This is a genomic window from Tsuneonella suprasediminis, from assembly GCF_003605755.1.
Lineage (GTDB): Bacteria > Pseudomonadota > Alphaproteobacteria > Sphingomonadales > Sphingomonadaceae > Tsuneonella > Tsuneonella suprasediminis.
Genome location: NZ_RAHJ01000019.1, coordinates 123,470 through 134,280, shown reverse-complemented (window position 1 = coordinate 134,280; position 10,811 = coordinate 123,470). Strand labels below are relative to the sequence as shown.

The following is a 10,811-nucleotide window of genomic DNA, read 5'->3' as shown; positions in this document are numbered from 1 at the left end:
ACCAACTGTGCTGTTAGTGCTCGAAAGGCCGGTGCTCAGCGAACCAACGGCCTGTGTGTTGCTCGACACCGTCGTGCTGAGCGAGCCAACTGTGCTGTTGGTGCTCGAAAGGCCGGTGCTGAGCGAGCCAACACTGCTGTTCGTCGCGGACAGACCTGTGCTCAACGAGCCAACAGCCTGTGTGTTGCTCGACACCGTCGTGCTGAGCGAACCAACTGTGCTGTTAGTGCTCGAMAGGCCGGTGCTCAGCGAACCAACGGCCTGCGTGTTGCTCGATACCGTGGTGCTCAGCGAGCCAACTGTGCTGTTAGTGCTCGAAAGGCCGGTGCTGAGCGAGCCAACTGTGCTGTTCGTTGCGGACAGGCCCGTGCTCAACGAGCCGACGGCCTGTGTGTTGCTCGACACCGTCGTGCTGAGCGAACCAACTGTGCTGTTAGTGCTCGACAGGCCGGTGCTCAGCGAACCAACGGCCTGCGTGTTGCTCGATACCGTGGTGCTCAGCGAACCGATAGTGCTGTTCGTTGCGGACAGGCCCGTGCTCAACGAGCCAACGGCCTGTGTGTTGCTCGACACCGTGGTGCTGAGCGAGCCGACCGTGCTGTTTGTGCTCGAAAGGCCAGTACTCAACGAACCAACCGCTTCGGTGTTGCTCGATACGGTGGTGCTCAGTGAATCGACTGTGCTCACTGCGCCCGACACTGTCGTGCTGAGCGAGCCGATGTTGTCCGCGTTGGTGGCAATGCCGGTCGAGGTCGAGGTCGACAGGGTGTCGAGGTTGGTGTTGGTGCTCGACAGGCCTGTGCTCAGCGATCCCACCGCTTCGGTGTTGCTCGATACTGTGGTGCTCAGTGAACTGACCGTGCTCACTGCGCCGGACACTGTCGTGCTGAGCGAGCCGACAGTGCTGTTGGTGCTCGAAAGGCCCGTACTCAACGAACCGACCGCTTCGGTGTTGCTCGATACGGTGGTGCTCAGTGAACTGACCGTGCTCACTGCGCCGGACACTGTCGTGCTGAGCGAGCCGACCGTGCTGTTTGTGCTCGAAAGGCCAGTGCTCAGCGAGCCAACCGCTTCAGTATTGCTCGATACGGTGGTGCTGAGCGAGCCGACTGTGCTGACTGCGCCCGACACCGTCGTGCTCAGCGAACCGATGTTGTCCGCGTTGGTGGCGATACCGGTCGAGGTCGAGGTCGACAGGGTGTCGAGGTTGGTGTTGGTGCTCGACAGACCTGTGCTCAGCGAACCAACCGCTTCGGTGTTGCTCGATACTGTGGTGCTCAGTGAACTGACCGTGCTCACTGCGCCGGACACTGTCGTGCTGAGCGAGCCGACAGTGCTGTTGGTGCTCGAAAGGCCAGTGCTCAGCGAGCCAACGGCCTGTGTGTTACTCGACACCGTCGTGCTCAGCGAACCGACCGTGCTGTTGGTGGTCGACAGGCCGGTGCTCAGCGAGTTTACGCTGCTTTCGGTGGTGCTGGCTACCGAGTAGAGCTGGCTGCCGTTGATAGCATCGGTGCTGCTGGCGGTTACGCGACCGGCGGCGACGTTGGTTACCTGGCGTTCGGTGCCCACGGCGCCGACGCTGATGACGCTGCCCGGCGTGGTGCCGGCGAAGTTGCCGTAGGTGGTGGAACCGATGGTGGCGCTGCTGACGGCATTGGCGGCGGCATCGACGCTGCCGGAACCGAGGGCGATGCCGCCTGCGGTGGAGGCGGAGGCGTTTTTGCCGATGGCGATGGCATCGGTGCCGGTGGCCCCTTCGCCATTATAGTTGGTGCCGGTGGCGCTGCCGACGCTGTTCGCGCCGAAGTAGTGTGCGGAGCCGCTGGCTGCCGTGAGCGTTTCGATTGCCTGATTGGTAGCGAAAAGCTGGCTGCCGTTGACGGCGTCGGTGCTGGTTGCGCTCAGCTTGCCCGCGGCGACGTTGGTCACCTGACGTTCCGCACCGGCGGAGCCGACGCTGACGGTAGAGGCGGACGTCGGGGCACCGGCGAAATCGTAAGCCGTGCCGCGGATCGTGGTGCCAGCGGTTTGCGTATATGTACCGACCGCACTGTTGTTGCCCAGAACGACCGCGCCGTTATTGCCTGCCGGAACAGCAACGTTATTGCCGACAACAAATACGTTGTCGCCATTGATGTTGTTGTTGTTACCCAGCGCGTAGCTGCCGCTGCCGTTAATAACATTGGGATCGCCGATCGCGCCCGATCCGGTGCCGGTGACTGTGTTGCCGGTGCCGATGGCAATCGTGGAGAGGCCGTTGGCCTTCGCACCGTTACCAATGGCAATCGCGTTGTTCGCCCCTGCGGTGGCAGCGCCACCGATGGCCACGGCCACGGTGCCAGCGGCCTGAGCGTTCTGGCCGATAGCAACGGCGGAGTTCTTGGTTGCCTGCGATGCAGCACCAAGAGCAATGGCCGCAATATCGCCGGAGGTTGCGCCACTGCCCATTGCCAGTGCATTGCTGGCATTAGCGAGGGCAGTTCCACCCATAGCGATTGCACCAGCCCCATTCGCGGTTGCGCTAGCGCCGATGGCAGCGGCATTCACACCGGTCGCATTGCCAAGCACACCAAGTGCAACCGCCCCTATACCGTTAGTAGTGGCCGACGCACCCACGCCGATTGCATTTGTACCGGTGACATTTGATCCGTAACCAAGCGCCATAGCATTAACACTATTAGCTGACGCGCTCGCCCCAAACACTACGGCACGACTCACGTTGGCAACCGAGCTTACGCCAATGGCGATAGTGTCGCTGAACGATCCGCCCGCAGCATTAGCCATATCGCCAAGCGCGATATTGTTGTTCCCAGAAACATTGGCACCCGCTGACACGCCAGCCGCGACATTCCCCGAACCCGATAGAGCTTTCCCGGCATAAGCGCCAAGAGCCACATTTCTATCGCCACGCACATAAAAGCCCGCATCATCACCGATCGCAGAATTATAGCTACCGTTTACACTCTGGCCCGCACGCACCCCAAAACCCGAATTACTATTCCCGGTAACTGTCACGCCCGCGCCAGCTCCAAAACCGGAGTTCCTAGACCCGGTTACTCCGACGCCCCCGTTTACGTACCCAACGTGGGTATTGTACTCCTGGTTCGCGAGCGAGCTAGTTCCGGTAACAACATAATTCCCAGTCCCCGCTCGCGCTTCCTGCGCGGTAGTGGCCAGCATGCCACCCAGCACCAGCGCGACGGTGAATTTCTGCACACCGACACGACCGGCCATCGCGCTCATCGTGTTGCTGCCGAAATAGGCGGGCAGATCGGCATCCGCGGCCAGCGGGCCGGCGGCGGGCACGCCATAGCCGAGCGCGCCGACACCGCGATTGCGGCGACGCTTGATCCCCAGCACCAGACAGCTGGCGCGCAGCGCGGCCATGATGCGGCGGCGCATGGACCAGCCCATCCGTTCATCCTGCACAAATTGCCCGGCAAAGCCGGATACGCCGCGCGACGGCGCGCGATCAGACATGCGATCGTTCATCAGTTTATAACTCCATCAATAATCGAAAAGGATTGCCGCACCGCAACCCGCAAGCGAGCCACGAAGGGAGTGTGCGGCAAAAGACGCCACGATTGCGCGCGGACCATTGGCGCGATCACAAGAACAGACTGAACAAACCGGAGTTTGCAATACGAATATCCTTAAAGAATCGGCATGGTTCACACGATCCCTTACGGAACTATATTCACGCACTTGTTCAATCAATGATCATCCCATTGAATACTATCGATTTTTTATTAATACTGTTTAAATTGATAAATGGCGTTATGGAATTATCGTGCTGTTCTCGTGCCTTTTGCGGGATAATGTAAATGCGGCGGACGCCCTTGTGTTGCGCGTATGACACGGTCATCACCCACCCACCCCATCGGCGCGGGTCGGATAAGGTTTGGAAAAGTAACGGATTACGCAATTTCGGTAATTGTCCGGATCGGGAATAAAAATCATCCGGAATGGATTTATTAAATAATGTAGTATAATAAATCGTCGCAATGCGAAACTTATTTTAGTATTATTATAAATAAAGTCCGCTCTTTTGGAGAGGTGGTCCGGGGTGTACTTTTCGGTTTATTTATCGGGCGTCTGGTGGGGGTTTTGGTTCACACGAAGGCGCGAAGGCACGGAGGGGGGCTGGTTTGGTGTGTTGAGGGTCGCGCTGCCATTGGTTGTTTAGTGCTGTTGTGTGTATCCCTCGCCCTCATCATCGCGAGGAGCGAAGCGATGTGGCAATCCATGAAGCATCCATCGCCTCCGCCTCCAGCGGTGTGGGGGGCGCCGCCGTCACCCAGTGGATTGCTTCATTGTGTTCGCAATGACGAGCGGGCGGGAGAGAAACAAGCAAAGGGAAGCCTGCGCGCTGATATTCGCCATCCCCGACGTCACCCCGGTCTTTGAGCCGGGGTCCAGCTTCTTTTGACGCCGCGCCAGAAGGTAAAGCGGGGCCCCGGATCAGGTCCGGGGCGACGGGTATGGAGGTGCAGTATTGTTCATCCTCTCCCCTCGTCATTGTGAGGAGCCGGAGGAGAGGTGGCCATTCATGGCGATCCCTTGCGCCTGTCGCGATGGGTGAATTCTGCTTCACACGAAGGCGCGAAGGCACGGAGGGGGCCTGGTTGGGTGGGTGGCGTTTGTGCTTGCGCGGGGGGTGACTATTCCCTATTTGCGCGGTCGTTCCCGAACATCCCTCAATTTGCCGATGGATCGAATGGAACCCGTGCGATGGCATTCGGCCCCGTGCGGCAAGCGGCCCTCTTGCCCCGTCAGCCACGCAATGGTGCGTGGAAGCGGTGAAAGACCCCGGTAAAACCGGTGGCCGGAAGCAAAAGAATGTACAGGAACTGATACAATGGCATCCAGCGCCAATCCCTCGCGCGCCGATTTCGAGGCGTTGCTGAACGAACAGCTTGGCGGTGCGGGCGAAGACGGCTTCGAAGGCCGCGTCGTCAAAGGCACCGTTACGGCGATTGAAAACGGCATGGCCGTGATCGACGTGGGCCTGAAAAGCGAAGGCCGCGTCAACCTCAAAGAATTCATGCGGAGCGATGACGAGCACGGCCTGCAGGTCGGTTCCGAAGTCGAAGTGTTCGTCGACCGCGTCGAAAACGCCGACGGCGAAGCGATGCTCAGCCGCGACCGTGCCCGCCGCGAAGCCGCGTGGGACAAGCTGGAAAGCGAATTTGGCGAAGGCAAGCGCGTCGATGGCCGCATCTTCGGTCGGGTCAAGGGTGGCTTCACCGTCGATCTCGATGGTGCCGTGGCGTTCCTGCCGGGCAGCCAGGTCGATATCCGCCCGGTGCGCGATGTCACCCCGCTGATGGATATGCCGCAGCCGTTCCAGATCCTGAAAATGGATCGCCGCCGCGGCAACATCGTCGTCAGCCGCCGTGCCGTGCTGGAAGAAACCCGCGCCGAACAGCGCAGCGAACTGATCGACAAGCTGGCCGAAGGTCAGGTTATCGACGGTGTCGTCAAGAACATCACCGATTACGGTGCGTTCGTCGATCTGGGCGGCATCGATGGCCTGCTGCACGTGACCGATATGAGCTACAAGCGGGTCAACCACCCGAACGAAGTCATCAATATCGGTGACACCGTGACCGTGCAGATCATCCGTATCAATTCGGATACGCAGCGCATCAGCCTGGGCATGAAGCAGCTCGAAAGCGATCCGTGGGATGGCGTCGGCGCGAAGTATCCGGTGGGCATGAAGCTGACCGGCACCGTCACCAACATCACCGAATACGGTGCGTTCGTGGAACTGGAACCGGGCATCGAAGGGCTGGTCCACGTTTCCGAAATGAGCTGGACGAAGAAGAACGTGCATCCGGGCAAGATCGTTTCGACATCGCAGGAAGTCGAAGTGATGGTTCTGGAAGTCGATGCCGACAAGCGCCGCATCTCGCTCGGCCTCAAGCAGGCTCAGCGCAATCCGTGGGAAGAATTCGCAGACGCGCACCCGGTTGGCAGCAAGGTCACCGGCGAAGTCAAGAACGCGACCGAATTCGGCCTGTTCATCGGCCTGCCCGGCGATGTGGACGGCATGGTTCACATGTCCGACATCGCATGGGGTATCTCGGGCGAAGACGCGCTGGCGCTGCACCGCAAGGGTGAAGAAGTCGAAGCGATCGTGCTCGACGTCGACATCGAGAAGGAGCGCATCAGCCTGGGCATGAAGCAGCTCGAAAAGGGTGCTCCGACCGAAGGTGGTTCGTCGGGCGCGCTGAAGCGTGGCGACGTCGTCACCGTCACCGTGCTGGAAGTGCGCGACGGCGGGCTGGAAGTGCAGGTTGGCGACGATGGCGCGACCGGCTTCATCAAGCGCAGCGACCTCGGCCGCGACCGCGACGAACAGCGCCCCGATCGCTTCCAGACCGGCCAGAAGATCGACGCGATGGTCGCCGGTTTCGACCGGTCGAAGAAGCCGAACTTCTCGATCAAGGCGCGTCAGATCGCCGAAGAGAAGGAAGCGGTGGCTCAGTTCGGTTCGTCCGATTCGGGTGCGTCGCTGGGCGATATCCTCGGCGAAGCGCTGAAGCAGAAGGGCGAGTAAGCCCCGCTGCCCTGCCCCGCGCGCCTCTGCTTTGCCGGGGTGCCGGGTGGGGAGCGATCGCGAAATAGCGATATATCAATAGGGAAAGGCCCGCCTGCTCGGATGAGTGGGCGGGCCTTTCCTGTATTTGCGGGGCTTGATAGGATATCGGGATGATTGGTGTGCTGTTGCTTGGCGGCGCGTGGGCGGTGCAGTGGGCGCCGGCGTGGGTTGCTGTGTGCTACATGGTTGTGGCTGTGCTGGTATGGTTGTGGGCGCTGCTGCGGGAACGGGCCGCGAACTGCGACGACAGTGCTCGCTATCGAATAATGAACGTGATCGTGACCGTCGTTGCCGGTGTGAGTATGGTGGCACTCCTTATCATGCAGGCCATCGGGCATGGGGCTTGGCAGCCACCGCATAGTGCGCCAACCGTCTTCCTGTTTGTGGTGCTATATGGTGGCTTCGCCCTTCGCCGGGTGCGCTGATCCGCCCTTTCACACATGGACTTACGGCGATAAGATCGCCTAATGATCGAAATTCATCAGTTCGCGTGCCTCTCCGATAACTACGGATATCTGGTCCACGACCCGGCTTCCGGCGAGACAGCCTGCATCGACACTCCCGACGCTGAAGCCTGTCTGAGCGCAGCGCAGGAACGGGGATGGCAGATCACGCAGATCTGGAACACCCACTGGCATCCCGATCATGCCGGAGGAAACGAGGCGATCAAAGCGGCGACAAACTGCGTGATTTCAGGGCCCGGAGAGGTAGCAAAAATTGCCCCGCTCGACCGCGAACTGCATCCTGGCGACACGATGATGTTGGGCAAGCACACAGCGCGAGTGATCGATGTGGGCGGCCACACGTTAAACCATATTGCCTATCACTTTCCCGAAGACGGGATCGCTTTCGTGGGAGATAGCGTTTTCGCACTTGGCTGCGGGCGAATGTTCGAAGGCACTCCGGAACAATTCTGGGCGAGTTTGCAACGGATTCGCGCTCTGCCCCCTGAAACGATGCTGTATTGTGCCCATGAATACACACAAGCCAACGCCCGGTTTGCATTGCATGCCGACCCGGACAACGCCGCGCTGAGGGACTATGCTGCGGAAATCGAAGCTCGTCGCGCACGCGGCGAGGCTACCATCCCGACTCAATTGGAGCGTGAGTTGAAGAACAACCCCTTTCTACGCGCAGATGATGAGAGCCTGCGCAATCGCTGGGGCGGCGAAACTCCGGTGGAGACTTTTGCCGCGCTCAGAAAAGCAAAGGACAATTTCTGAGATTCTGTACCGTTGGAGCAGATCGCTTGTTCTGCCGCAACCAAGAGGGGCTAGTGCTGCACAATCATTAACGATGTATGTGGCAGTTCATGCGGCCGGTTAGCGCTCTGCCGACCCCTGCTATTTAATACGCACCATTTCTGTACGGCGTTCCAACTGAGATGGGAGCGCGGATGTTCTCATCCAGTAAGGGCCGTATCCACACTGTGTAACGCTCTAGGCCTCACACTGCTTCCTGATAGGATGCCCGCAAGTTCACCGTTGCGCCCTGAATCAGGGGGCTTGCGATATTGAAATATGGAAAGCCCTGACCCCACAGGTTGCCTCTCAAGGAGCACCAACGAAAAGAGGCCGTGGAAGTCCCTGCTTCAGAGAATTCGCACGACCTCAAAAGGATTAATTGAAAGCAGGCTAAACCAACTCAGATCGAAGAAATAATTTCGTCTGCCAGCTTACGATCTTCTGTTTCGCCATAATTGCCTGCGATCACTGCGCGCGCGGCGTTGACGGCAGCGCCAGCTGCTTCGCGACGAAGACTCTCGGCGGCGGCCCGTTCAGCGGCTGCAATCTTTTGCTCGGCCATTGCAGCACGGCGCTCAAGCATAACTGACGTATCTGCCTCTGCCTGGGCGATAATCTGTGCAGCTTCTTTTTTTGCATGATCGAGCATTGCAGCTGCATCCTGCGCGCTAGCTGCATGCTGCGCCTTTGCCTCGTCGAGCAAACCCTGAGCCTCCGCCCGGATCTTTGCCGCTTCATCCAGATTGCGACGTTTTTCCGCAATCTGAGCATCGAGCGCATCGGTGATCTTCCTCGGCGCCTTCACGAAAAAGATCGCGATGATGAAGAAGATGGTAATCGAAACATAGACCCAGCCTTCAGCACCAAGGCCAAGCAGGGTCTGTTCCTCATGCCCCGCAACTTCGGTGTGACCGGCGGGTTGCTCTTCGACGATTGCGGGAAGTGCGCTCATGTCATGCGATCCTGTCACGTTGCCTTAGCGAGCCATCGCGGCATCAACCGCGCCACTTACAGCGTCTGTAGAAGGCTGATTATTGGTGAGCTTGGCAATAATCGCCTGAGCCCCTTCAATGGCAACGCCACGAAGCGATTCATGCGCTTTGGCGGTGGCATCGGCAATGCGAGCTTCGGCAGCGTCGATCTTCGCCGCCGAATCTGCTTCCGCCTTAGCAAGACGGGCTTCCGAGGCCTTGGCAGCTTCTGCCTTGGCTGCGGCAATATTGCCGCGCGCCTCGTCCCGGCTCTTTTCCAGTTCGGCACGATATCGCTCGGTCAGTTCATCTGCCGATTCCTTGGCGGCGCGAGCTGCCTCGAGATCGCCGTCGATCTTCGCCGCACGCTCGTCCATCACCTTGCCCAAACGCGGCAACGTAAGACGCACGATGCCGAAATAAAGCACGATGAAAAACAGCGCCAACCAGAAAAGTTGAGGCCAGAAGACGTTGGTGAAATCAAATTGAGGCATGACTCTCGAAGCCTGTCTTTCAGTGAAGCCAATCGGTGCGACCGGCCAGCCCCATCACGGTTCTGGCCGGCAGCAGATCCGCTTAGCTGAAGGCCAGTGCCAGCGCCACAACAGCCGCGATCAGGCCGAGCGCTTCGGTCACAGCGAAGCCGAAAATCAGGCGACCACCCATTTTGGCGTCAGCTTCGGGGTTACGCAGTGCACTGTTCAGATACTGGCCGAAAATAGCGCCCACGCCGATTGCGGCAAGACCCGCACCAATTGCTGCGAGACCTGCGCCAATAACCTTTGCCGATGCAACGTCCATGTCGAAAACCTTTCCTTGGATTCAATCAGTCATTTTCGGGCGAACTACCCGTTAGTGAAGGTTCACCGCATCATTGAGATAGAGCGATGCGAGAAGAGCGAAAACGTAAGCTTGCACGACCGCGATCAGAAGTTCGAGCGCCGTAAGCGCGACGTTCACTGCAAGAGGTAGTACGCCAAATACATAAGGAAGCGCGTTGAACGAACCGAGCGCCACGACGAAAGTGCCAAACACTTTCAACAGCACGTGCCCGGCGGTCATGTTGGCGAACAAACGAATGGCCAGCGTGAACGGACGCGAGAGGAAGCTGAGAACCTCAATCACGAAAACGAACAAACCGAGCGCGATATTCGCATCCTTCGGCCAAAACAGACTGAAAAAGTGCAGACCGTGGCGCATGAAGCCAACAACACAAACCACCGTAAACACAATGAAGGCCAAGCCGATAGTCACAGTAACATGACTGGTTGGCGTAAATGCCCCCACCCACGGCAACAGGCCGAGCAGGTTACAAACCAGAACGAACATGAAGACCGCGAAAATCAGAGGCGCATAGCGCTTACCTTCCGGCCCGACGTTTTCGTCCAGCATGCTGGTCACGAAGTCGTAAACATATTCGACGGCTGCCTGCCAACGCCCAGGAACGAGCTGCGGCTTAGCGGTACCGACGAACATGAAGATAGCAATCGCACCCAACGCAATTGCCATCCACAGCGCAGAGTTAGTGAAAGAGATATCGTAGCCACCAGCAGCGAGCGGGTGAAGCTTGACGATCTCAAACTGATGCATCGGGTTCATGGGATATCCTGTGCCTTCAGCCGTCGTTGCCGGGATCGCTATCGAACTGAGCGGAGGTTTTGATTGCGCGCCGTACGCCGGCAGCGAAACCGAGCACCAGGAAGACGATCATCGCCCACGGCGCCGTTCCGAGACCAGCCCAGGTATCGATTGCCCAACCGATAAAGCCGGAAACCAAAACCGTACCGACGAATTCGATACCCACGGCCCAGCCGCGCGTTTCCGCGCGCCCTTCCGCATTGGTCACCCCGTGTTTACGGCGCGCCTGAGCATCGGCAATACGGCGGTCGAGATCGTCGCCTGAGTGCTGGTCGTTATTATCGGCCAAAACCTAAGTCCCGTCAGAACCTTGGGCCGCTCGCGAACGAGCGATTCCGGGTAAAGAATATA

The 10,811-nt window shown here is 59.0% G+C and carries 9 protein-coding genes; 3 read left to right on the top strand and 6 right to left on the bottom strand.

Going from position 1 to position 10,811, the window contains the following annotated elements; genetic code table 11:
* On the bottom strand, window positions 1-3,495 hold a 3,495-nt coding region (locus D6858_RS10505; protein ID WP_420823830.1), incomplete at its 3' end, for a beta strand repeat-containing protein.
* A gap of 1,366 nt (window positions 3,496-4,861) precedes the next feature.
* Here D6858_RS10505 and rpsA point away from each other — a divergent pair.
* The 3 genes from rpsA to gloB all read left to right on the top strand — a co-directional run bounded on the left by rpsA (window position 4,862) and on the right by gloB (window position 7,830).
* On the top strand, window positions 4,862-6,565 hold the full coding sequence (gene rpsA / locus D6858_RS10500) for a 30S ribosomal protein S1 (protein WP_120109953.1): 1,704 nt from the start codon (window positions 4,862-4,864) through the stop codon (window positions 6,563-6,565).
* Between the two features lie 152 nt (window positions 6,566-6,717).
* Window positions 6,718-7,032 (top strand): hypothetical protein, encoded by a 315-nt coding sequence (locus D6858_RS10495; RefSeq protein ID WP_120109951.1) that lies wholly within the window; start codon window positions 6,718-6,720, stop codon window positions 7,030-7,032.
* Between the two features lie 42 nt (window positions 7,033-7,074).
* Window positions 7,075-7,830: a hydroxyacylglutathione hydrolase gene (gloB, locus tag D6858_RS10490; RefSeq protein WP_120109948.1), complete on the top strand. Its 756-nt coding sequence runs from the start codon at window positions 7,075-7,077 to the stop codon at window positions 7,828-7,830.
* A 421-nt stretch (window positions 7,831-8,251) separates the two neighbouring features.
* Here gloB and D6858_RS10485 read toward each other — a convergent pair whose 3' ends face one another.
* The 5 genes from D6858_RS10485 to D6858_RS10465 form a co-directional block, all read right to left on the bottom strand.
* Window positions 8,252-8,803: a F0F1 ATP synthase subunit B family protein gene (locus D6858_RS10485; RefSeq protein WP_120109946.1), complete on the bottom strand. Its 552-nt coding sequence runs from the start codon at window positions 8,801-8,803 to the stop codon at window positions 8,252-8,254.
* A 24-nt stretch (window positions 8,804-8,827) separates the two neighbouring features.
* Window positions 8,828-9,316 (bottom strand): F0F1 ATP synthase subunit B family protein, encoded by a 489-nt coding sequence (locus tag D6858_RS10480; RefSeq protein WP_120109944.1) that lies wholly within the window; start codon window positions 9,314-9,316, stop codon window positions 8,828-8,830.
* A gap of 82 nt (window positions 9,317-9,398) precedes the next feature.
* Window positions 9,399-9,623: a F0F1 ATP synthase subunit C gene (locus tag D6858_RS10475; RefSeq protein ID WP_102154180.1), complete on the bottom strand. Its 225-nt coding sequence runs from the start codon at window positions 9,621-9,623 to the stop codon at window positions 9,399-9,401.
* Between the two features lie 51 nt (window positions 9,624-9,674).
* Complete coding sequence (locus D6858_RS10470; protein WP_225081591.1) at window positions 9,675-10,421, bottom strand: F0F1 ATP synthase subunit A; 747 nt, start codon at window positions 10,419-10,421, stop codon at window positions 9,675-9,677.
* A gap of 16 nt (window positions 10,422-10,437) precedes the next feature.
* Window positions 10,438-10,749, bottom strand: coding sequence for an AtpZ/AtpI family protein (locus D6858_RS10465; RefSeq protein ID WP_120109942.1), 312 nt, complete (start codon window positions 10,747-10,749; stop codon window positions 10,438-10,440).
* Window positions 10,750-10,811 lie beyond the last annotated feature (62 nt).

Bases quoted from the DNA above. Each gene is read 5' to 3' on its own strand.
- D6858_RS10480 (WP_120109944.1), bottom strand. From the start codon at position 9,316: ATGCCTCAATTTGATTTCACCAACGTCTTCTGGCCTCAACTTTTCTGG.
- gloB (WP_120109948.1), top strand. From the start codon at position 7,075: ATGATCGAAATTCATCAGTTCGCGTGCCTCTCCGATAACTACGGATAT.
- D6858_RS10470 (WP_225081591.1), bottom strand. From the start codon at position 10,421: ATGAACCCGATGCATCAGTTTGAGATCGTCAAGCTTCACCCGCTCGCT.
- rpsA (WP_120109953.1), top strand. From the start codon at position 4,862: ATGGCATCCAGCGCCAATCCCTCGCGCGCCGATTTCGAGGCGTTGCTG.
- D6858_RS10485 (WP_120109946.1), bottom strand. From the start codon at position 8,803: ATGAGCGCACTTCCCGCAATCGTCGAAGAGCAACCCGCCGGTCACACC.
- D6858_RS10475 (WP_102154180.1), bottom strand. From the start codon at position 9,623: ATGGACGTTGCATCGGCAAAGGTTATTGGCGCAGGTCTCGCAGCAATT.
- D6858_RS10495 (WP_120109951.1), top strand. From the start codon at position 6,718: ATGATTGGTGTGCTGTTGCTTGGCGGCGCGTGGGCGGTGCAGTGGGCG.